The sequence below is a fragment of the Micromonospora sp. HUAS YX12 genome (genome assembly GCF_040215685.1).
GTDB classification, from domain to species: Bacteria; Actinomycetota; Actinomycetes; order Mycobacteriales; family Micromonosporaceae; genus Micromonospora; species Micromonospora tulbaghiae.
In genome coordinates, this window is sequence record NZ_CP157974.1 from 4,226,914 (window position 1) to 4,246,144 (window position 19,231).

Sequence of the window (19,231 nt, forward strand, 5' to 3'; positions counted from 1 at the left end):
CGCGGGCGTCGGCCCGGCGCCGGGCGCGCTGCCGACCGGGAGCGCGGACCGGGCCGCCGTGCCGTCGGCCGCCGTGCCGCACCGCTGGCTGATCCTGGCGGTGCTCTGCCTGGCCCAGCTCGTGGTGGTGCTGGACAACACGGTGCTGACCGTGGCCGTGCCGGTGCTCACGGTCGAACTGGACGCGGGCACGGCCGACGTCCAGTGGATGATCAACGCGTACGCGCTGGTGCTGTCCGGGCTGCTGCTGAGTGCCGGCAGCGCCGCCGACCGGTACGGGCGGCGGCGGATGCTGCTTGTCGGGCTGGTGCTGTTCGGTCTCGGCTCGGCTGCGGCCGGGCTCGCCCGCACTGCCGAGCAGCTGATCGCCGCCCGCGCTGGCATGGGTGTGGGCGGTGCGCTGCTCGCCACCGCCACCCTGGCCGTTGCCATGCAGGTCTTCGACGGGGCCGAGCGGTCCCGGGCGATCGGCATCTGGGCGGCGACCAGCGCGCTGGGTTTCGCCGCCGGGCCGCCGATCGGCGGATTCGTCCTGGCCCACCTGCCCTGGGGTGCGATCTTCCTGTTGAATGTCCCGGTCGTGCTGGTCTGCCTGCTCGCCGGCCGGGTGCTGGTGCCGGAATCGCGGGACTCGACCGCCGGGCGCCTCGACCTGGGCGGGGTGACGCTGTCCACCGCCGGCCTGACCGCGATCGTCTGGGCGATCATCTCCGGCCCCGGGCGCGGATGGGCTTCGGCGCCGGTGCTCGGCGTGGGCACGGCGGGAGTGCTGCTGCTGGTGCTGTTCGTCGGCTGGGAGCGGCGATGCGCCCACCCGATGCTGGACATGCATTTCTTCCGGGACCGCCGCTTCGTCGGCGCGGTCTGCGGCGTTGTCCTGATCACGTTCGGTGCCACCGGGGCGCTGTTCCTGCTCACCCAGCAGCTTCAGTTCGTCCGCGGCTACCCGGCCTGGGAAGCGGGGCTGCGGATGGCGCCGTTCGCGCTGTCCATCGTGGCGCTCAACATCAGCGGCGCGGCCGCGCTGGTGATCCGTCGGCTCGGACTGCCGGCCGCCATCGCGGTCGGCATGACCCTGCTGGCCGGCGGTCTGGCGCTGGTCACGCACGGTCCGTCCGACGGCTACGGCGCCCTGCTGGCCGGGTTGCTGGTCATGGGTACGGGGTGCGCGCTGGCGAACCCGGCCATCGTGGAGGCGGTGATGAGCGCGATCCCCACCCACAAGGCCGGTGCCGGGGCCGGTGTGGACGGCACCATGACCGAGGTCGGCAGCAGTCTGGGGGTGGCGGTGCTGGGCGCGGTGCTCAACGCCCGGTTCGGCGCGTTGCTGCCGGCTGCGCTGGCCGGCGCCGGCTCGTTCCCGGCCACGTCGGCGGCCGCCGGCCCGGACCGGGAGGTGGTGACCGCCGCCTTCGCCGAGGCGTTGCGGACCGGCCAGACGGTGGGCGCGGCCGCGGTCCTGATCGGTGGCCTGGTTGCCGCCGGCCTGCTGTGGCGCGCCGACCGGTTGGCGCGTCGGAGCTGACACCGGCCATCCCCAACAAACCGGCTATTTAGGGTAGGCTTCCCTAAATCACCGATCGGTCGAGGAGGCCGGATGCGGCTCTACGTGACCGCGCTGAACCCCACCGACGCCGTCCTGGAGGGATTCCTCCCGGCGGCGGACGCGCTCGGCCTTGCGACCACGGTGCTGACCGACCGGCCCGGCGAGTGGCCCACCGGCGTCCCGGTGCGGCACTGCGCGGTCCGCGACCCGGCCGCGATCATCGCGGCCACCGCCGCCGAGCCGCCCGCCGCGCTGCTGTCCAACAGCGACCACCTTCAGGAGGCGACCGCTGTCGCCGCCGGCAAGCTCGGCCTGCCGGGCAAGGACCCGGAGGCGGCCCGGCGCTGCAAGGACAAGGCCGTCATGCGCCGCACCCTCGCGGCCGCCGGACTGGACCCGGTCCGGGTGGTCACCGTCGACCCGGGCGCCACCCCCGTCGTCCCGGCCGACATCTTCCCCGCCGTGCTCAAGCCCCGCGACGGCGTGGCCAGCGAGGACGCCTACCTCGTGACCGACCGGCGCGAGCTGGCCGCCCATGTCGCCGCGATCCGGCGACGGCGCCCGGAGGTGGCCCTCGTCGTCGAGGAACACCTGGCCGGCGAGCTGCGCACCTACGACACGCTGGGCGACGGCGAATCGCTGGCGGTGCTCGGCGGCTGGCGCACCGGCCTCGGCCCACCGCCGACCTTCACCGAGGTGAGCCTCGACTGGGCGCCCCCACCTCCCGCCCACGACGCCGGGCTCCGCGCACTGCTCGACGCGCTCGGCGTCGGCTTCGGCGCATGTCACACCGAGTACGTCGTGCGGCCGGACGGAATCCGGCTGATCGAGGTGAACGACCGGCTCATCGGTGATCGGATGGACCTGATCCTCGCCGACCTGCTCGGGGTGCCGCTGTTCGCCCACGTCATCCGGCTGCACCTCGGCGAGCCACTGGCCGCGCTGGACCTGCCCGGCCCGGCCGCGCCCGGCCGGCACGCCCGGGTCGAGTACGTCTGCGCCGACCGGTCCGGCCGGCTCACCGCGGCGCCCGGGGCCGTGGACACCGTCCACGACGGCGTACGGCTGTCGTGCCGTCCGATGCGGGAGGTGGGCCGGGTCGCCGAGCACACCGGCACCAACCGCGACTACCTGGCCGCGCTGCACGGCATCGGAACCGACCCCGACACCGTGCGGGCCGCGCTCACCGCGTTCCGGGACGACCTGAGCTGGACGATCACCGGATGACCGACGACAGCGAGCGGCAGGTCTTCGTCCGGGTGCTCGACGCGCTGCTGCGCGAGGACCACATCGGCCTGCTCCGGCGCGGCCGGCTCACCGTGACCGGCCGGTGGGAGGTGCCGCACGCCGGTGGCCTGCTGCGCATCCCGGTCCGCGCCGACGGTTTCCAGGCGACGCTGCGCTGCGCGGCCGCCACGCTCGACGTCCGCGACGCCGACGGCCGCGAACGCCGGGTGGACACCCTCGACGCTCTGCTCGCGGTACTCGCCCCGGTCGGCGACCCGGAGGCCGAGGCCGGCTGGCAGACGTTCACCGGCGAGTGCCACGCCGACCTGCGGGCCCGCCGGCTCGCCGCCCGGTCCCGGCCGGCGGTGTTCGCCGCCGTGGCCGCCGAACGGGCGACCACGCCGGCCGGCATGCCGGCGGCGCTGCTCGACGACGTGCTCGCCGCGCACGCCGGGCATCCGGTCTACCCGACCGACCGCTGCCGGTACGGTCTCGACGACGACGACCTGACCCGGTACGCCCCGGAGCACGCACCCCGCTTCGCGCTGCGCTGGCACGTCGCCCCCCGGACGGCGGTACGGCTCACCGGTCCGCTGCCGGCGTGGTGGCCGGCCGCGGACCGGGCCGGCGACGTGCTGCTGCCGGTGCACCCGCTCACCGCGGCGCGGCACGCGCTACCGGTGACCGACCGGCCGGTGGTGACCGTGCGGCCCACGCTCTCCATGCGTACGGTGGCGCTCGCAGACGACCCGTACACGCACCTGAAGCTACCGCTGCCCACCGCCACGCTGGGCGCGCGCAACCGACGCGGCCTGCGGCCTGCCACGCTGGCGGACGGCGCGGCGGTGGCCGGGCTGCTCGACCGGATCGCCGCGGCCGAACCCGCTTTCGCGGGCCGGATCCGGCACGCCGACGAGCGCACCTTCGGTCACGCCGGCGACGACGACCGGCGGGCCTTCCTGCTCCGCCGGTTCCCCCGGGACCTGGCCGGCATCCGGGTGGTGCCGGTGGCGGCCCTCGCCGCGCCCGACCCGGAGTCCGGCACGGTGCTGGAGCGCATCGGCGGCGGCCGTCCACAGGCGGTGCTCGACGCCTACCTGGACCTGCTGCTCGACTGGCACGTCTGCCTGTGGCTCCGGTACGGCGTGGCGCTGGAGGCCCACCCGCAGAACATCCACCTGCTCCTCGCGCCGGACGGGACGATCGGGCTGCTCTACAAGGACGACGACGGCGCCCGCCTCGACCCGCGCCACCGCGGCACCGTGACACTGCGGGACCAACGGATGTGGGTGACCGGCCCCGGCGAACTGGCTGACGTGTTCGTCACCATCACCCTTCACCTGGCCGCCGCCGCGCCGCTGCTGGCGCTGGCCGCCCGCGGGGTGCCGGTGCCGACGCCGGCCGCCGCGCTGACCCCGAGACTCATCGCGGCCCGGGACCGGTGGGGCGACGGGCCGGCGGCGCGTGAGTTCACCGAACGGGTGCTGCGCGCCGACCGGCTGCCGGTCAAGGCGATGGTCACCGCCGGCACCCTGCTACCGAAGCAGCGGCTCGGATGCGCCGACGTGAACAAGTTCTACCGGCACACCGGTCCGAACTACCTGCGGGAGACGCGATGACGAGCACCGGCCTGCGCCCCCGGGCGGCCTGGCACACCCACCGGGCGGACCTGGCCGCCGCGCACGCCGTGTTCGGCTGCCTGGCCCGCGAGGTCGCCGGCCCCGCCGGTGACGTCGCCATCACCGGCGACGTGGTGCAGGTCCGGCTGCCGTCCACCGGGGTGACGCTGCGCTGCACGGCGGCCCGGCTGTCCCCGGTCGGCACGCATCGCTACACCGGACCGGTGCGGCACCGGCCCGACGGCGGCCCGTGGCGCGACCTGGACGCCGAAGGGCTGGCCGGGCTGGTCGCCGCGGAGCTGACCGCGCGTACCGGCCACGACAATCCCGAGTTCCTCGGCCAGGTGCGGGCCAGCCGGGACACAGTGGCCCACCTGCTGGCCGGGCGGCCGGCCGCCGACCCCACGCCCACCGGCGACCCGGCGGTCGACGCCTATGTGGCGTCCGAGCAGTCGCTCGTCCTCGGCCACCCGCACCACCCCACACCCAAGTGGCGCAGCGGCGACCCGGACGACTGGCGGGCGTACGCGCCGGAGCTGCGCACCGCGTTCCGGCTGCACTGGCTGGCCGTGCCGGACGACCTGGTGACCGAGGCCGGGCCGGTGGACCCGATGCTGGCCGCCCTGGAACCACCGTGCCCACCGGCCGGGCACCGGGTGCTGCCGGTGCACCCGTGGCAGGTGGCGCTGGTGCCGCCGACGCATCCCCGGGTGCGCCGGCTCGGCCCGGCCGGGGTGCCGGTGCGCCCGACCGCGAGCGTCCGCACGCTCTACTCTCCCGACGCCGACCTGTTCGTCAAGACCAGCCTGCACGTGCGGATCACCAACTGCCTGCGCAAGAACGCCCGGTACGAGTTGACCGCCGCGGTAGCGCTGACCGGGCTGCTCGCCGGGATACCGCTGTCCGACGGCGTGGCGCTGCTCGCCGAACCCGCGTACCGGACCGTCGACGCGGCCGGCGCGGACGAGGCGTACGGGACGATCCTGCGCACCGGTTTGCGCGCCCACCTGCGGCCCGGGCAGACCGCGGTGCTGGCGGCGGCGCTGGCCGCCGCGCCGCTGCCGGTGGCCGACCCGGTGGCGTGGTGGCGGCGCTACGTCGGGCTGCTGGTGCCGGCCGTGCTGGGTGCGTGGTTGCGGCACGGCGTGGTGCACGAGCCGCACCTCCAGAACGTCGTCGTGGTACGCGACGCCGACGGGCACCCGGCGCGGATGCTGCTGCGCGACCTGGAGGGGGTGAAGCTGGACACCAGCCGGTGGACGAGCTGGCCGCGAGGGTTGCCCCGGCAGGTCGGGTACGACGCCCGGCAGGCCCGGCAGCGCGTCGTCTACTGCCTGTTCGTCAACCACCTGGCCGGGATCAGCGGCGCCCTCGCCGACGCCCGGCCGGGCATCGAACCGGCCCTGTGGCGGGAGGTGCGGGACGTGGTCGCCGCGATGGCAGCCGACCTGGACGAGCCGCCCGAGCTGCGCGCGCTGCTGGTCGGCGAGCAGCTGGTGGCCAAGGCGAACCTGCTGGTGCGGTGGCGGCGAGACGCGGACCGGGCCGCGCCGTTCGTGCCGGTGCCGAACCCGTTGGGTGGTCGGGCGTGACGCGGCCGGTCTATGTCCACGACCTCGATGCGCTGGCCGGGCACGCGCGGGCGATCCGCGCCGCCCTGCCGCCGGAGGTCGAGCTGCTGTACGCGGTGAAGGCGAACCCGGAGCCGGACGTGCTGCGCACGCTGGCGCCGGTCGTCGACGGCTTCGAGACCGCCAGCCGGGGCGAGCTGCGGCGCCTCGCCCAGGTGCTGCCCGAGCGGGCGGCGGCCGCGTACGCCGGTCCGGGCAAGACCGACGCGGACCTGGCCGCGGCACTCGCCGCCGGGGTGGCCCGGATCCACGTCGAGTCCCCGGCCGAGCTGCGCCGCCTCGGCGCGCTGGCGGTCACCGCCGGGGTGCGGGCACGGGTGCTGCTGCGGGTGAACCTGCCATTGGACGCGCCGGGGGCGAGCCTGGTGATGGGCGGGCGGCCCAGCCCGTTCGGAATGGACCCGGCCGAGGCGGTGGCCTGCGCCCGCCGTCCACCGGCCGGGGTCGAGGTGCACGGCGTGCACGTCCACCTGGCCAGCGGACTGGACGCGCCGCTCGCCGCCACGGTGGCGGAAGCCGTGGTCCGCTGGTCGGTCAGCGAGGTCGGGGCCCGGGAGGTGGACGTCGGCGGCGGCATGGCGGTCGACTACGGTGACCCGGCGGCCCGCTTCGACTGGGCCGGCTACGGGCGGGCGCTGGCCGGCGTGTGCGACGCGTACCCGGGGGTGCGGCTTCGCGTCGAGCCGGGCCGGTCGGTCACCGCCTACTGCGGGGCGTACCTGACCGAGGTGATCGACGTGAAACGCTCCTACGGCGAGTGGTTCGCGGTGGTGGCCGGCGGCACCCACCACCTTCGTACACCGGCGGCCAAGGGCCACGCGCAGCCGTTCACCGTGCACCGGCGGTACGGCGGTGACGGCCCGTGCACCGACGGCGGGCCGGTCACCGTGGTCGGGCAGCTGTGCACACCGAAGGACGTGCTGTCCCGCTCGACGCACGCCGGGCCGGTGGGCGTCGGCGACGTGCTGGTGTTCGCCATGGCCGGCGCGTACGCCTGGAACATCAGCCACCGCGACTTCCTGCTACACGAGCCGCCGGATTTCCGCACCGGCGACCCGTACCGCGTCGCGGCCGAGTGGCCGGGACGGGGCGGCGGTCACGCGTGGCGGCCGGACAGCGGCCCGGGGTCACCTACCGGCCGGGGCGGGTGAGACGGGCATGGTCCGGCGGCGCCGGCGGGCGAGCACGCCGAGGGCGATGTCGATGAGGAGGAAGCCGAGCAGGGTGACGCCGAACCAGGGCAGTGCCCAGCCGAGCGCCACGGTGACCGGTACGCCGAGCAGCAGCGCCCACCACGGAAGCCCTCGGACCCCACCTCGGGCGGGCGGTGCGCCGAGCGGTGCGCGGCGGTCGGCGCGGGTGGGGCGGCGCTGCCACCACATGCGGTAGCCCCAGACGATGACGCAGAGCAGGCCGAGAGCGAGTGCGGCGAGCAGGATCTGGTTGATCGGCCCGAACAGCAGTCCCATGTGGGCTTGAATACCGAGGCTGCTGAGCTGCGCGAGCAGCGGCCAGTCGGCGAAATCGCTGCGGGCGGTGACCGCGCCGGTGGTGGGGTCGACAGCGATCCGGTCCTTCGCGACCGGCCAGGTGTTGTCGACCTGGGCGACGGTCCATGCCAGGCCGGACTCGGCGGCAGGGCTGATCTCCACCGGCCCCGAGAGTCCGGCGCTGCGCGCGGAGGTCAGCACGTTGTCGTAGGACGCCGGATTGTCCGCCGTGCCGGGTGCTGCGCCACCGTGCTGGTGCTCACCACCGCTCCCGGGCGGGGGCACGCCGTCGAGGGTGGTGGAGAGTTCCGGGGTGCCGGCGCGCAGGATGTCCAGGCCGGCGCCGAAATTCGCGCCGGCGTACCGGGACCAGGTCAGGCCGGTGGCGGAGAGGAACAGCAGGCCGACCGCGAGCCAGACACCGGTGGTGGCGTGCCAGCCCCGCGTGCGGCGGACTCCCTTGCGGGCGGTCAGGTCCGGTACGAGCAGGTGTGTCGTCCGGGCGCGGGTGGCGCTGCGGCGGCGCCACCACAGGATGACGCCGCCGACAACGAGTAGAGCGTCGCTGCTAATACTTGGGATACAGGTGGCGGAGCTTGATGCGGGCGTCGTCGGTGGTGAAGTGCCACTGGACTTGACGTTGGTTGGCGTTGACGTCGGCCTGCCAGGCGGCGAGTTCGGTGTTGAGGACGTCGATGTTCTCGATGCGGCGGTCCAGGCACTGGCGAGAAAGTGCCGAGAGTTCGATCTCGGCGACGTTGAGCCAGGAGCCGTGTTTGGGGGTGTGATGGATCTCCAGTCGCTGGGCCAGCGCGAAGGCTTCCTCGGGCTCGAAGGCCTCATATAGCGAGGCGATGTTGTGGGTGTTGAGGTTGTCCATGACCAGCACGATGGTCTCGGCGTCGGGGAAGTCGACGGTCAGGAGCCGGCGGACTTGGCGGGCCCAGTCGATCCGGGTGCGGTGGGGCTGGGCGTCCACATGGCGCCAGCCGGCGAGGGGCTGGACCCAGCAAAAGATCGAACAGGTCCCGTGGCGGACGTACTCGGAGTCCTCCTTGCGGTCATGGCCGGGCACGGCGGGGACCGCCTCCCGGGCATCGGCCAGCAGTTGGTAGGGCTTCTCGTCCATGCACACCACCGGCCGGTCCGGGTCGGCCGGGCGTGCGTAGACCGCAAGCACGTCCTCCATCGCCGCCACGAACGCCGCGTTCTGCTTGGGCGGGATGTTCCAGCACTTCTTCAGATGAGGGCGAAGTTTCGTTTTTTTAGAATCCGGCCGATGGTGGAGTGGTCCAGGTCGGGGATGTCGTCGATGAGCGCGACCTTCTTTTCCAGCAGCCGCAGGCTCCACCGGGCATGCCCGGTCGGCGGGGCGGTACAGGCCAGCGCGATCAGCCTCGCCTCGACCTCCCCGGTCACCAGGGACGGCACCGGCGGCGCGGCACGCTTCGTGCGGCCCACCGTGGCCCAGATATCGCCGCCGGTCTCGGCGAACCGCTTCGCGACCAGCCGCAGCGTCTCGCCCGAGACACCCAGCCGAGCCGCGATCACCTCACCCGGGTCCACCTCGCCAGCCGAGGTGTCCAACGCGAGCAGCACCTGCGCCCGCCTGATCATCGAGGCCGGGTGCACACCCGTAGTGGTCACCTTCAACAGTGCTTCATGATCAGCCGAAGTCAATGTGACCGGCCGCTTCTTCTGCGACGACATGGGAGTCCTGACCGGCAGAGGGGAAGGGGAAGATCTGCCGACCCAACCTCCCAACAAGACACACCAGAACTTAGCAGCGACACGCTACGAGGACCCACAGCCAACTGGCGGCGATTTCGGAGTAGTGCCGGCCGATCTCACCGAGCTGCAGGTTGCGGTGCAGGTCGTCGAGCCAGGTCGTGGCCGGGGTGGAGCCGAACCAGGTGGTGAGCTGCCCGGTGACCTCGCCGGTGTACGGGTCGACGTAGACGGTGTGCTGCTTCTCGCCGAGTTCCTCGAGCGAGAACACCACCTGGGTGGTCCGGTCGCCGGCGCCGGGCGCCACTGTGGCGATGGTGCCGTCGGGGTGCGCGGCGCGGGCGGCGGTGACCTGTTGGGCGAGGGTCTTCGGCTGGTCACCGACGGCGGCCACGGCCAGCTGGTCGCCGTAGAGCGCCTGGTCCAGCTGCGGGGTGATGGTGTACGCCAGGCCGGTCAGGGCGGCGACCAGCAGGAATGGGGCAACCAGGATGCCGGCGTAGAAGTGCAGCCGGGTCAGCAGCGCGGCGAAGGGCGTGGGTTCGCGGCTCGAACGAGCGGTCTGCGCAGCGGCGGGGACATCCGGCGCGGGAACGCCGGACAGGTCGGTGACGGACATCGACTACTCCGATCGGAAATGGAGGTTTCTGGTTCGGGGTGGCTCGTGCCCGTCGAGCCTTGGGCTGCCCGGTTGCCGTCTCCCGGTCGAGTAGTCGGTCAGGTACGTCAGGAAGTTCCCGGCTGCCCGCGTACATCTCTGGTCCACCGTGACCCGCCGGGCGATGCCGAGCGGCCACGTACGCGTCGAGGACCGGCCGGCGATCCACGGCAGCGACCGCAGGAAACGCCAGGCGGACAACCGCCGGGAGTTGCTGGTGGGCGCCTGCTCGCTGCCCGACATCCGGCCGGGTACAGCCCGCTGCCGGGCACGTCGTGGACTACTACCCACGGGCCTACGAGCAGCGGTACGAGCTGCGGGTGCGCCCGCCGGTCCGGGTACGCGAGGTGGCTGCTCTCGATCACGAGGGGCGTGAGGTCGGCCGCGGGCGGCGTGGACGGCGGCGGTGTATCCGGCGGGTCCGGAACCGATGATGATCAGGCGGTGGGGCGCAGCTCGGTGAGGAGCTTCTCCACGCGGGCGCGGATCTCGTCGCGGATCGGCCGGACGGCGTCGACGCCCTTGCCGGCGGGGTCTTCGAGCTTCCAGTCCTCATAGCGCTTACCGGGGAAGACGGGGCAGGCGTCGCCGCAGCCCATGGCGACGATGACGTCGGAGGACTCCGCGGTCTCGTACTTCAGGAGCTTGGGGGTCTGGTCGGTGAGGTCGATGCCGACCTCGCGCATGGCCTCGACGGCGGCGGGGTTGATGTGGCCGGCGGGGGCGCTGCCGGCGGAGCGGACCTCGACGGTGTCGCCGGCGAGGTGGCGCAGCCAGCCGGCGGCCATCTGGGAGCGACCGGCGTTGTGGACGCAGACGAACAGGACGCTGGGCTTGTCGCTCATCGGGTGCCTTCCATGCGGTGTGCGGGCCGGTTGACCGGCTTGTGGTCGGGGAACAGGTGGGCCGGGTGGCTGTTGCGGTCGAGCGTCCGGTAGCGGCCGGGGTCACGGCGGCGGTTGACGAAGCCCGCGTCAGGCCCGCCGCTGGTGCCCGGTGGGTGCGGTGTCGTCATGGGCGGCGGCCGACGGCCGTGTCCTCGTCCCGGGGGACGACGACCTGGTCGGCGGCGGCGCCCGCGTCGGGGTAGAGGGCGGCGAGCAGGCCGACACCGACGGCGAGTCCCACAAGCTGCGCGACGACGAAGCCGGGTACGGAGGTGGGGGCGATGCCGGCGAAGGTGTCGGTGAACGCGCGGCCGATGGTGACGGCGGGGTTGGCGAACGAGGTCGACGAGGTGAACCAGTAGGCGGCGCCGATGTAGGCGCCGACGGCGGCGGGGGCGACCGGGGCGCGGCCGGAGCGGGCGAGGGCGAAGATCAGCAGGATCAGGCCGGTGGTGGCGACGACTTCACCCAGCCAGAGGTGACCGGCGGCGCGGTCCCTGCCGGAGAAGTCGACGGCGGCGAGGTCGAACATCAGGTTCGCCAGCACGGACCCGGCGATCGCACCCAGCACCTGCGCCACGACGTAGCCGCCCAGGTCTCGGGCGGTGAGACCGGTGCCGGCGCGGCGGCCGAGGAACCAGTCGGCGGCGGAGACGACGGGGTTGAAGTGCGCGCCGGAGACCGGGCCGAAGATCAGGATCAGCGTGCCGAGAGCGAACGCGGTGGCGGTGGAGTTCTCCAGTAGCTGCAGGCCCATGTCGCCGGGGGAGAGGGTGGCGGCCATGATGCCGGAGCCGACCACGGCGGTGACCAGCAGGGCGGTGCCGACGAACTCGGCCAGCAGGCGCCGCCAAGGTGCGATGGTCATCAGTCTCTCTCCCATGATGTTGCTGTCCCGGATCGTCGGGCAGATCGGTTATCGGGTGGCGGGGACGTTCAGCTCGCCGAGCAGGCGACGGACGCGGCGCTCGATCTCGTCGCGGATCGGCCGCACGTCGGCCAGGTCGAGCCCGGCGGGGTCGTCCACGGTCCAGTTCTCGTAGCGGGTGCCGGGGAAGACGGGGCACGCGTCTCCGCAGCCCATCGTGACCACGACGTCGGCGGCCCGGACCACCTCGTCGGTCCACGGCTTGGGGAACTCGTCCGAGATGTCGATGCCCCGTTCGTCCATCGCCGCGGTCGCGGAGGGGTTGATCTCGATGCCGGGCTCGCTGCCACCGGACCAGGCGATCGCCTGGTCGCCCGCCAGGTGGGTGAAGAATCCCAAGGCCATCTGGGAGCGGCCGGCGTTGTGGGTGCACAGGAACAGCACGACGGGGCGGCCGTCGCGGTGGTGTCCCTCGACCCGGGCGAGGGCCCGTAGCCGCTGGCGGGCGAAACGCTCGGCGAGCAGCGGCAGGTGGTTCGCGATGGTGGCGGCGGTGGCGAACTGGTCGTAGCTGGTCTCCAGGAACCGCTCGATGGTTTCGGTGCCGTAGATGCCGTCGAACTCCTCGGCGAGTCGCGTCGCGGCCGTGCGCAGGGCGACCTGCTGGTCGAGGGTGATCTCCTGGTGGGGGTGGGCGGTGATGTCGGTCATCGGGGGCCTCCGGGCAGGACGGCGGGGGCGAGCCGGTCGACGCGGTCGGCCAGGTCGGCGTAGGCGGCCTCGAATGCCTCGTCGGTGTCCACGCGCACCGGGTCCGGGACCGACCAGTGCAGGCGGGGGCGGAGCGGGCCGGTCAGTTCCTCGTGGGCGTTGTCACAGACGGCGATCACCAGATCGTCGCGACGGACGACATCGGCGACGTGGGCGGTGCCGGTCGGGTCGAGGTCGAGGTGGTGGCGGTGGGCCACGGCCACCGCGCGGGGGTGCACCCGGGTGGCGGGCTTCGTACCGGCCGAGGCGACGTCGCCGTGGGCGCGCTGCTTCCACAGCGCGGCGGCCAGTTGTGAGCGGGCCGAGTTGTGGGTGCACACGAACACCACCCGGCCCACACCAGCCAGCCGGGGAGTGGCGAGAGCGGCCAGCGTCTCCGGGCGGAGCCGCAGGTAGGTGCGGCGCCGGTCGCCCTCGGAGCGGCCCTTGACGACCAGGCCGGCGTCGGTGAGGACCTTGACGTGGTGGGCGACCAGGTTCGTCGGCATGTCGAGCGTGTGTGCGATCTCCCCGGGGGAGGCGTCGCCGAGGGTGAGCGCGTCGACGATCGCCAGGCGCGCCGGGTCACCGAGGGCGGCGTGGATGCGGGCTCGCCCGTCGAGGGGAAAAGGCTCAGCGTTCATTGAGTCAACTATCGCTGAGATACTTGGCCGAGTCAAGCCGGCCCCGTGGATGCCCGGATGCCACCAGGGTTGATGTTGATGCCGGCTGATCAGCAGCAGGTCGCCAGGTAGGACTGCAGATCCGTCAGGGCGGCGATGGCGCCGTCACGGTCAGCCCGGTAGAAGACCGTCTTGCCGTCTCGCCGCGAGGTGACCACGCCGCCGCGTCGCAGCAGCGTCAGCTGCTGCGACGCCGTGGCCTGGCTGATGCCGGTCCGCTCGGCCACCTCGCCCACGGACATCTCGGCGCCGCGGGCGAACAGCGTCATGATCCGCTGCCGGGTGGGACTGCCGAGGGCCTTGAGGAACTCCTGCGTCTGCGGCGCGAGACCCGAAACGGGGCGCTGTGGCCCGGTCGGCTGGTCGGCGGCGGTCTGGCTCATGGTCACACCCTTCCTCGTCACTATCATATTGTCATTCAACGAAACGACGATATGATCGTGGTGTGAACGATCAAGATCGCGTGATCATCGTTGGCGGCGGTCAGTCCGGCCTCGCCGCCGCCCGCGCCGCCCTGGATGCCGGCCTGCGACCCGTGGTCCTGCACTCCGGTGCCGAACCGGTGGGCTCCTGGCCTGACTACTACGACAGCCTCACGCTGTTCTCGCCCGCCCGCTACAGCACCCTGCCCGGCATGCCCTTCGACGGCGACCCGGACCGTTACCCCCGCCGCGACGAGGTGGTCGACTACCTCCGCCGCTACGCCGATGCCCTGGACGTCGAGATCCGTACCCGTACCCGAGTCGTCGCCGTACGTCCGGGCGGCGGTGGCGGATACTTCGTCCGCACCGACACCGGAGACGAACTGCCCGCTGTCGGAGTCGTCGCCGCCACCGGCTCCTTCGGCAACCCCTACCTGCCCACCCTTCCAGGGCGGAGCGAGTACACCGGGGATCTGCGGCACGTCGCCCGATACCGCCGGCCCCAGGCATACGACGGCAGGCGGGTGGTGGTCGTGGGGGCCGGCAACTCCGCTGTCCAGGTCGCCCACGAACTGACCGGGCACGCCCGGGTGACGCTGGCGACGCGCGAACCGGTCCGGTTCCTGCCGCAGCGCATCCGCGGCCGGGATCTGCACCACTGGCTGCGCGTCACCGGCGCCGACCGGCTTCCGCGCCCGGTCATCACCCGGCTCATCCGGCATGCCGCCGTGCTGGACACCGGCCGCTATCGCGACGCCGTCACCTCAGGTGAGCTTCCCCGGCGGGAGATGTTCACCCGCTTCACCGCTGACGGCGTCGTCTGGAGCGACGGCACCGCGGAATCCGTCGATGCCGTCATCTTCGCCACCGGCTACCGCCCGAATCTCGACTACCTCGCCCCACTCGGCGTACTGAACCAGGGCGTACCCCGGCAGGCGGGCGGCATCTCCACCACCCATCCCGGTCTGCTCTACCTGGGGCTGGAATTCCAGCGATCCTTCGCCTCGAACACCCTGCGCGGCGTCGGGCGCGACGCCGCGCACGTCATGGCGGCCCTCGCCGCACGCGTGGACCGGCGTCCGCGTCCTCCCCGTCAGGTACGTCCCGCGGCCGCCGGTGCCGAGCGTTCGACGCCGCCCGTGCGCGCCGATCGAGCCACGGACGGTGCGGGCGGATGACGGCGATGGGGGAGCGACGTCAGGCTCTGGGCGTGGCCGCCGGCTCGATCGACAGCAGTGCGGCGAGCTGGCGCAGGATCTGCGGTCGGGCCCGGTAGTAGACCCAGGTGCCTCGCCGCTCGGCGTCGACCAGGCCCGCCTCGCGCAGCGTCTTGAGGTGGTGCGAGATCGTCGGCCCGGTCAGGTCGAACGCCGGCGTCAGGTCGCACACACACGCCTCGCCGTCCTCGGCGGAGGCGATCATCGACATCAGCTGCAGCCGCACCGGGTCACCGAGGGCCTTGAACGCGGGCGCGAGGACCGCGGCCGTCTCCGCCGGAACCCGGCGCTGCGCCAGCGGGGGGCAGCACGGCGCGTCGGCGTTGAGATCGACGACCGGAAGAGACCCCGTTTGCTTCGACATGCTTCTAGGTTGACATCTCTCTAATCAGCGTGCAAGTCTCTGATTCGACGAACGTCAAGACAGGCGTTCCGAGGAAGTGAGGACGAGCATGTTCGGCTCCACCCGCCGCTCGCGCAGATCCCTGCCCGGTGTCCGCTTCTGCGACTCCTGCGCCCAGGTGTCCACCCCCGCGCAGCGCTCCGAGCGCCGTTACGACACCACCCGCGCCGCCGTCTACACGCTGATCAGCCCTCGTTGAGGAGAGGAACCGACATGAGCGAGAACGCCTCCACCGGCGGTTTCACCGGCGACCCCGCCGCAGCCCTGCGGATCACCGGCTCCGGCGCCTGCTGCGGCAGCCCCGCCCAGGCCGTCGGCGGCATCCTCCCGCCTGCCGGCGAATCCGCTGGCGGTGACCCGTGCTGCGGAACCCGGCAGGCCGCCCAGGCGGCTGACTCGTGCTGCGGCACCGAGGTCAGGGCCGATGCCGTCGCCGCCGGACAGGGCTGCTGCTCATGACCGGCTCAACGCACCTCGCAGACCCGCTTGAGCAGCTCAGTGTCGACCGGATGACCGCCACCGTCGCCACCCTCGCCTCCGCTCCACTAGCCGGACGGCGGGTCGGCTCGACGGGCGGGGCGGCGGCCCGCGCCTGGCTCGTCGGCCGGTTCACCGCCCTCGGCGCCGACGTCCGCACCGAGGAGTTCCCGGTCCGCGCCGTGCCGCAGGTGTACGAGGCGCCGACCGTCACCTGGGGCGATGGGGGCGGCACCGAGGGGCTGGTGTTCGGACGGCAGGTCGCGATTCACCCGGTCTCCGCCGACGCTCCCGACATCCGCCGGGGTGCCCTCGGTGTCGCCGGCAAGGACGACCCGGCAGGGCGGTGGCTGGTCGTGCCGGCCGAGATGAGCCTGTTCGACGCCTACCGCGACGCCCAAGCCGCCGCCGGGCTGCTGGTCCGGCGCCCGGTCGACGCCGAGGGTTGGCAGTTCACCATGCTCGCCGGCCCCGACCCGGGGCCGCTGCCGGTGCTGACCCTCGACCCGGACACCCACCACGCCGTCCTCGCCGCCGCCACCGCGGGGGGCGGCTGGCTGGCCGGCGCGACGCCGCTGCGCCGCGACGACGTCACCGGCGTCAACATCCACGCCTGCCTCCGGAGGCCCGTCCCGGCCGGCGCCGACCTGCTGCTGACCGCGCACTACGACGGCGTCGGCGACCACCCCGGGCTTCGCCTGCCCGGCGCCTCGGACAACGCCACCGGCGTCGCCGTGGTCCTCGAGGCCGCCCGCGTTCTCACCACCGCGCTGCCGGTCGGTGCGGGACTGTCCGTGGCACTGCTCGACGGGGAGGAGGTCGGCGCTCTCGGCTCCGCCCACCACGCCGGTCAACTCCGCGCTGCGGGTGCCGAGCCGACGGTCATCAACGTCGACGGCGCCGGCCGCCTGGACGGGGCGGCCGCGGTGGAGGCCGGTGGTCCCGCCCATCGCCTCCTCGCCCTGCTCGACCAGGCCGGCCGCCACACCGGCATCCCCCTGGCGGCGGCTCCGGTGGCGTCGGACAACCGCCGCTACGGCGGGGCCGGATTCGCCGCAGTCGGCATCGGTGCCGGCATGGGCGGCTACCACAGCCCCGCTGACACCCCCGACAAGGTCGACCCCGCCACCCTCAGCGCAATCGCCCATCTCGTTGTCGCGACCGCTCGCCTCGCCGCGACAGCACCGTCTAGACTTCCATCGTCAATCGGCGATAAACGATAGAGGGAGTGACGGTGGGCGACCTCCTCGACCGGGACACCGCGCAGACCTACGCCTCGTGGTTCCGGGCCCTCGCCGACCCGACCCGGGTGCAGATCGTCGAATACCTCGCCCGGCGCGCCCAGCCGATGAGCGTCGGCGAGATCGTCGCCGCAGTCGGCCTGGCCCAGTCCACCGTCTCCCAGCACCTGAAGATCCTGACCGACGTGCGGTTCGTGCTCGTCGAGCCGGTCGGCACCGCCCGGCACTACCGCATCAACGACGCCTGTGTCGGCTGCTTCCCGTCCGCCGCAGACGTCGTCATGGGCCGCCCGGCCCCCAACCCGAAGGGAGCCTGCTGATGGCCGACATCAGCGTCCGCCCGATGACCGCGGACGACGCCGGCCGGGTTCTCGCGATCTACCAGGCCGGCCTCGACGGTGGCGACGCCAGCTTCGAGACCACCGCACCGACGTGGACCGTGTTCGACGCGGCCAGGCTGCCTGATCACCGCCTCGTGGCTGTGGACGCGGACGACATCGTCATCGGGTGGGTGGCGGTGTCGCCGACGTCGAGCCGGGCGGTCTACGCCGGGGTGGTCGAGCACTCCGTCTACGTCGACCCCGCCGCCCACGGGCGTGGTGTGGCCCGGCTGCTGCTGGACGCGCTGATCGCCTCCACCGAGGCCGCCGGCATCTGGACCATCCAGTCCGGCGTCTTCCCGGAGAACGTCGCCAGCCTGGCCCTGCACCAGCGGGCCGGGTTCCGCGTCATCGGCACCCGCGAGCGGGTCGGCCGGCACCACGGCCGGTGGCGCGACGTGGTGCTGCTCGAGCGACGCAGCCCCGCCGTCACCTGACCCCGCTCGGTTCCGCCCGCCGCCGCACCACTGCGCCTTCTTGATTCGACAGTTCTCAACACAGAGGAGTTTCCGATGAGTGTCCTGGACGAGCTGCCCGTCGTGGTGATCGGCGCGGGCCCGGTGGGTCTGGCCGCCGCCGCCCACCTGCACGAGCGTGGCCTTCCCTTCCTTGTCCTGGAGGCCGGCGACACCGCCGCCGCGGCCGTGCGGCAGTGGGGGCACGTGCGGGTGTTCTCCCCGTGGCGCTACAACGTCGACCCGGCCGCCCGCCGACTCCTCGACGACGCCGACTGGGTCGCCCCGGCCGAGGACACCCTGCCCACCGGCGCGGACCTCGTCGCCGACTACCTCCAGCCACTCGCGCAGCTGCCGCAGCTCAAGCCCCACCTGCGCTACGGCGCTCGTGTGGAGGCGATCAGCCGCCTCGGCCTGGACCGGCTGCGCACCGCCGGCCGCGAACAGACGCCGTTCCTGATCCGTCTCGCCGACGGCGACGAGCTGCTCGCCCGCGCGGTCATCGACGCCTCCGGCACCTGGGGCACCCCCAACGTCCTCGGCGCCTCCGGCCTCCCCGCCCGAGGCGAGAAGGACGTGGCAACGTTCCTCGAGCACGCACTGCCAGACGTGCTCGGCACCGACCGGCGCCGCTTCGCCGGCCGGCACACGCTCGTCGTCGGCGCCGGCCACTCCGCCGCGAACACCCTGCTCTCCCTGGCCGAGCTGGCCGCCGCCGAGCCCGGCACCGAGGTGACCTGGGCGATCCGCTCCGCGTCCCCGGCCCGCACCTACGGCGGTGGCGACGCCGACGCCCTGCCCGCCCGCGGCGCACTCGGCTCCCGGCTGCGCGACCACGTCGACGCCGGCCGGATCCGCCTGCTCACCGGCTTCTCCGTGCACGCGCTCACCCCGGCCGACGGCCGCGTCGCCGTGGTCGTCCGCCACAACGACGGCACCGACGAGTCCATCACCGTGGACCGCATCGTCGCCGCCACCGGCTTCCGCCCCGACCACTCCATCGCCGCCGAGCTGCGCCTGGACCTCGACCCGATCATGGGCGCCACCCGCGCCCTCGCCCCGCTGATCGACCCGAACGAGCACTCCTGCGGCACCGTCCCCCCGCACGGCGCCGACGAACTCGCCCACCCCGAGGTCGGCTACTACGCCGTCGGCATGAAGAGCTACGGCCGCGCCCCGACGTTCCTCATGGCCACCGGCTACGAGCAGGTCCGCTCCGTCGTCGCCGCCCTCGCCGGCGACTGGGACGCGGCCCGCGACGTCCAGCTCGACCTGCCCGAAACCGGCGTCTGCAACAGCAACCCCGCCGAATCCACCGGCACCGACAGCTGCTGCGGACCCGCGCCCGCAGCCCAGCCGGCCACACGAGGGCTGGCAACCGGAATCTCCGGCGGCCTGCTCTCCGCACCGCTCGACCTGATCAGCCTCGACACCCCGACCAGCGACCAGACCGGCGGCTGCTGCGCCAGCTGATGGCCACCACCACGACGGCGCCCGCCGGCCCCACGGTCGGCGGGCGCCACGGGTGGCGCATCGTCGCCGCCCTCGC

22 protein-coding genes and 2 pseudogenes are annotated in these 19,231 nt (G+C 73.4%); 12 read left to right on the forward strand and 12 right to left on the reverse strand.

Annotated features, from left to right (window positions below):
- Nucleotides 1–28 precede the first annotated feature (28 nt).
- The 5 genes from ABIH81_RS20360 (at nucleotide 29) to ABIH81_RS20380 (ending at nucleotide 7,174) form a co-directional block, all read left to right on the forward strand.
- Nucleotides 29–1,525 carry an MFS transporter gene (locus ABIH81_RS20360; protein ID WP_349881166.1) on the forward strand — a complete coding sequence of 499 codons (1,497 nt, stop codon included), beginning with the start codon at nucleotides 29–31 and terminating at the stop codon, nucleotides 1,523–1,525.
- Between the two features lie 72 nt (nucleotides 1,526–1,597).
- The gene (locus ABIH81_RS20365) at nucleotides 1,598–2,773 is read left to right on the forward strand and encodes a siderophore biosynthesis protein (protein ID WP_349876487.1); all 1,176 of its coding nucleotides are present in this window, start codon (nucleotides 1,598–1,600) and stop codon (nucleotides 2,771–2,773) included.
- Nucleotides 2,770–4,392: an IucA/IucC family protein gene (locus ABIH81_RS20370; RefSeq protein WP_349876488.1), complete on the forward strand. Its 1,623-nt coding sequence runs from the start codon at nucleotides 2,770–2,772 to the stop codon at nucleotides 4,390–4,392. The genes ABIH81_RS20365 and ABIH81_RS20370 overlap by 4 nt, the downstream gene beginning before the upstream one ends.
- On the forward strand, nucleotides 4,389–5,984 hold the full coding sequence (locus ABIH81_RS20375; protein ID WP_349876489.1) for an IucA/IucC family protein: 1,596 nt from the start codon (nucleotides 4,389–4,391) through the stop codon (nucleotides 5,982–5,984). The genes ABIH81_RS20370 and ABIH81_RS20375 overlap by 4 nt, the downstream gene beginning before the upstream one ends.
- Complete coding sequence (locus ABIH81_RS20380) at nucleotides 5,981–7,174, forward strand: alanine racemase (RefSeq protein ID WP_349876490.1); 1,194 nt, start codon at nucleotides 5,981–5,983, stop codon at nucleotides 7,172–7,174. Before ABIH81_RS20375 ends, ABIH81_RS20380 begins: the two co-directional genes overlap by 4 nt.
- Here ABIH81_RS20380 and ABIH81_RS20385 read toward each other — a convergent pair.
- From ABIH81_RS20385 to ABIH81_RS20435, 11 genes and pseudogenes are all read right to left on the reverse strand, one after another.
- The gene (locus tag ABIH81_RS20385) at nucleotides 7,151–8,095 is read right to left on the reverse strand and encodes a PepSY domain-containing protein (RefSeq protein WP_349881167.1); all 945 of its coding nucleotides are present in this window, start codon (nucleotides 8,093–8,095) and stop codon (nucleotides 7,151–7,153) included. The two genes, ABIH81_RS20380 and ABIH81_RS20385, sit on opposite strands and share 24 nt — an antisense overlap.
- Nucleotides 8,082–8,864, reverse strand: a complete 783-nt coding sequence (locus tag ABIH81_RS20390; protein WP_349876491.1) for an IS630 family transposase — start codon at nucleotides 8,862–8,864, stop codon at nucleotides 8,082–8,084. Before ABIH81_RS20390 ends, ABIH81_RS20385 begins: the two co-directional genes overlap by 14 nt.
- Nucleotides 8,753–9,160, reverse strand: a complete 408-nt coding sequence (locus tag ABIH81_RS20395) for a helix-turn-helix domain-containing protein (RefSeq protein ID WP_349876492.1) — start codon at nucleotides 9,158–9,160, stop codon at nucleotides 8,753–8,755. Before ABIH81_RS20395 ends, ABIH81_RS20390 begins: the two co-directional genes overlap by 112 nt.
- Nucleotides 9,161–9,293: 133 nt before the next feature.
- Complete coding sequence (locus ABIH81_RS20400) at nucleotides 9,294–9,860, reverse strand: PepSY domain-containing protein (RefSeq protein WP_349876493.1); 567 nt, start codon at nucleotides 9,858–9,860, stop codon at nucleotides 9,294–9,296.
- A 141-nt stretch (nucleotides 9,861–10,001) separates the two neighbouring features.
- Nucleotides 10,002–10,088 (reverse strand): annotated as a pseudogene (locus tag ABIH81_RS20405) (RNA polymerase subunit sigma); the annotation flags it as partial.
- A gap of 248 nt (nucleotides 10,089–10,336) precedes the next feature.
- A complete protein-coding gene (locus tag ABIH81_RS20410) occupies nucleotides 10,337–10,744 on the reverse strand; it encodes an arsenate reductase ArsC (protein ID WP_349876494.1) in 408 nt (135 codons plus the stop codon).
- Nucleotides 10,741–10,914: a hypothetical protein gene (locus tag ABIH81_RS20415; protein WP_349876495.1), complete on the reverse strand. Its 174-nt coding sequence runs from the start codon at nucleotides 10,912–10,914 to the stop codon at nucleotides 10,741–10,743. The genes ABIH81_RS20410 and ABIH81_RS20415 overlap by 4 nt, the downstream gene beginning before the upstream one ends.
- Before the next feature lie 32 nt (nucleotides 10,915–10,946).
- Nucleotides 10,947–11,654, reverse strand: a pseudogene (locus ABIH81_RS20420) (MIP/aquaporin family protein); the annotation flags it as partial.
- A 48-nt stretch (nucleotides 11,655–11,702) separates the two neighbouring features.
- Nucleotides 11,703–12,365 carry an arsenate reductase ArsC gene (locus tag ABIH81_RS20425; RefSeq protein WP_349876496.1) on the reverse strand — a complete coding sequence of 221 codons (663 nt, stop codon included), beginning with the start codon at nucleotides 12,363–12,365 and terminating at the stop codon, nucleotides 11,703–11,705.
- Nucleotides 12,362–13,048, reverse strand: coding sequence for a helix-turn-helix domain-containing protein (locus ABIH81_RS20430; protein WP_349876497.1), 687 nt, complete (start codon nucleotides 13,046–13,048; stop codon nucleotides 12,362–12,364). Before ABIH81_RS20430 ends, ABIH81_RS20425 begins: the two co-directional genes overlap by 4 nt.
- An 89-nt stretch (nucleotides 13,049–13,137) precedes the next feature.
- The gene (locus ABIH81_RS20435) at nucleotides 13,138–13,470 is read right to left on the reverse strand and encodes a metalloregulator ArsR/SmtB family transcription factor (RefSeq protein ID WP_349876498.1); all 333 of its coding nucleotides are present in this window, start codon (nucleotides 13,468–13,470) and stop codon (nucleotides 13,138–13,140) included.
- A 62-nt stretch (nucleotides 13,471–13,532) separates the two neighbouring features.
- Between ABIH81_RS20435 and ABIH81_RS20440 the strand changes: the two genes are divergently transcribed.
- Nucleotides 13,533–14,687, forward strand: a complete 1,155-nt coding sequence (locus ABIH81_RS20440; protein WP_349876499.1) for an NAD(P)/FAD-dependent oxidoreductase — start codon at nucleotides 13,533–13,535, stop codon at nucleotides 14,685–14,687.
- Nucleotides 14,688–14,706: 19 nt separating this feature from the next.
- On the opposite strand, the gene ABIH81_RS20445 is transcribed toward ABIH81_RS20440, so the two are convergent.
- The gene (locus tag ABIH81_RS20445) at nucleotides 14,707–15,090 is read right to left on the reverse strand and encodes a metalloregulator ArsR/SmtB family transcription factor (protein WP_349876500.1); all 384 of its coding nucleotides are present in this window, start codon (nucleotides 15,088–15,090) and stop codon (nucleotides 14,707–14,709) included.
- Nucleotides 15,091–15,178: 88 nt separating this feature from the next.
- On the opposite strand from ABIH81_RS20445, the gene ABIH81_RS20450 reads away from it, so the two are divergent.
- From ABIH81_RS20450 to ABIH81_RS20475, 6 genes are all read left to right on the forward strand, one after another.
- Nucleotides 15,179–15,328, forward strand: coding sequence for a hypothetical protein (locus tag ABIH81_RS20450; RefSeq protein ID WP_349876501.1), 150 nt, complete (start codon nucleotides 15,179–15,181; stop codon nucleotides 15,326–15,328).
- Between the two features lie 14 nt (nucleotides 15,329–15,342).
- The gene (locus ABIH81_RS20455) at nucleotides 15,343–15,588 is read left to right on the forward strand and encodes a hypothetical protein (protein ID WP_349876502.1); all 246 of its coding nucleotides are present in this window, start codon (nucleotides 15,343–15,345) and stop codon (nucleotides 15,586–15,588) included.
- A gap of 50 nt (nucleotides 15,589–15,638) precedes the next feature.
- A complete protein-coding gene (locus ABIH81_RS20460; RefSeq protein WP_349876503.1) occupies nucleotides 15,639–16,829 on the forward strand; it encodes a M28 family peptidase in 1,191 nt (396 codons plus the stop codon).
- Entirely contained in the window at nucleotides 16,826–17,167 is a 342-nt protein-coding gene (locus ABIH81_RS20465; protein ID WP_349881168.1) for a metalloregulator ArsR/SmtB family transcription factor, read from the forward strand. The genes ABIH81_RS20460 and ABIH81_RS20465 overlap by 4 nt, the downstream gene beginning before the upstream one ends.
- A complete protein-coding gene (locus tag ABIH81_RS20470; RefSeq protein WP_349876504.1) occupies nucleotides 17,167–17,664 on the forward strand; it encodes an N-acetyltransferase family protein in 498 nt (165 codons plus the stop codon). The genes ABIH81_RS20465 and ABIH81_RS20470 overlap by 1 nt, the downstream gene beginning before the upstream one ends.
- A 75-nt stretch (nucleotides 17,665–17,739) precedes the next feature.
- Complete coding sequence (locus ABIH81_RS20475; RefSeq protein ID WP_349876505.1) at nucleotides 17,740–19,155, forward strand: FAD-dependent oxidoreductase; 1,416 nt, start codon at nucleotides 17,740–17,742, stop codon at nucleotides 19,153–19,155.
- Nucleotides 19,156–19,231 lie beyond the last annotated feature (76 nt).

Coding starts and splice junctions, on each gene's coding strand:
- ABIH81_RS20415 (WP_349876495.1), bottom strand. CDS start 10,914: ATGACGACACCGCACCCACCGGGCACCAGCGGCGGGCCTGACGCGGGC.
- ABIH81_RS20470 (WP_349876504.1), top strand. CDS start 17,167: ATGGCCGACATCAGCGTCCGCCCGATGACCGCGGACGACGCCGGCCGG.
- ABIH81_RS20460 (WP_349876503.1), top strand. CDS start 15,639: ATGACCGCCACCGTCGCCACCCTCGCCTCCGCTCCACTAGCCGGACGG.
- ABIH81_RS20400 (WP_349876493.1), bottom strand. CDS start 9,860: ATGTCCGTCACCGACCTGTCCGGCGTTCCCGCGCCGGATGTCCCCGCC.
- ABIH81_RS20430 (WP_349876497.1), bottom strand. CDS start 13,048: ATGAACGCTGAGCCTTTTCCCCTCGACGGGCGAGCCCGCATCCACGCC.
- ABIH81_RS20450 (WP_349876501.1), top strand. CDS start 15,179: ATGTTCGGCTCCACCCGCCGCTCGCGCAGATCCCTGCCCGGTGTCCGC.
- ABIH81_RS20410 (WP_349876494.1), bottom strand. CDS start 10,744: ATGAGCGACAAGCCCAGCGTCCTGTTCGTCTGCGTCCACAACGCCGGT.
- ABIH81_RS20445 (WP_349876500.1), bottom strand. CDS start 15,090: ATGTCGAAGCAAACGGGGTCTCTTCCGGTCGTCGATCTCAACGCCGAC.
- ABIH81_RS20425 (WP_349876496.1), bottom strand. CDS start 12,365: ATGACCGACATCACCGCCCACCCCCACCAGGAGATCACCCTCGACCAG.
- ABIH81_RS20375 (WP_349876489.1), top strand. CDS start 4,389: ATGACGAGCACCGGCCTGCGCCCCCGGGCGGCCTGGCACACCCACCGG.
- ABIH81_RS20435 (WP_349876498.1), bottom strand. CDS start 13,470: ATGAGCCAGACCGCCGCCGACCAGCCGACCGGGCCACAGCGCCCCGTT.
- ABIH81_RS20365 (WP_349876487.1), top strand. CDS start 1,598: ATGCGGCTCTACGTGACCGCGCTGAACCCCACCGACGCCGTCCTGGAG.
- ABIH81_RS20370 (WP_349876488.1), top strand. CDS start 2,770: ATGACCGACGACAGCGAGCGGCAGGTCTTCGTCCGGGTGCTCGACGCG.
- ABIH81_RS20455 (WP_349876502.1), top strand. CDS start 15,343: ATGAGCGAGAACGCCTCCACCGGCGGTTTCACCGGCGACCCCGCCGCA.
- ABIH81_RS20475 (WP_349876505.1), top strand. CDS start 17,740: ATGAGTGTCCTGGACGAGCTGCCCGTCGTGGTGATCGGCGCGGGCCCG.